General features: G+C 40.0%; 1 protein-coding gene. It reads left to right on the top strand.

The window, feature by feature from the left end; all coding sequences use genetic code 11:
• A partial coding sequence (locus FCK90_RS15310) for an ATP-binding cassette domain-containing protein (protein WP_220433362.1) occupies nucleotides 1-205 on the top strand: 205 nt, incomplete at both ends.

The following is a 205-nucleotide window of genomic DNA, read 5'->3' as shown; positions in this document are numbered from 1 at the left end:
TTGTTTTCCAAGAATTCCACTTGTTTCCTCACTTAAGTGTTTTAGATAATTTGATTTTGGCACCGACACTTGCTCGGAAAACCAAGAAAGCTGAAGCCGTTAAAGAAGCAGAACGACTACTTGGTTTACTTGATTTAGCCGATAAAGCAAATAGTATGCCATACCAATTATCAGGCGGGCAAAAACAAAGGGTCGCGATTGCAAG

The organism is Kocuria coralli, from assembly GCF_008831305.1.
GTDB lineage: Bacteria > Actinomycetota > Actinomycetes > Actinomycetales > Micrococcaceae > Kocuria > Kocuria coralli.
This window is presented reverse-complemented; position numbering and strand designations above follow the sequence as displayed.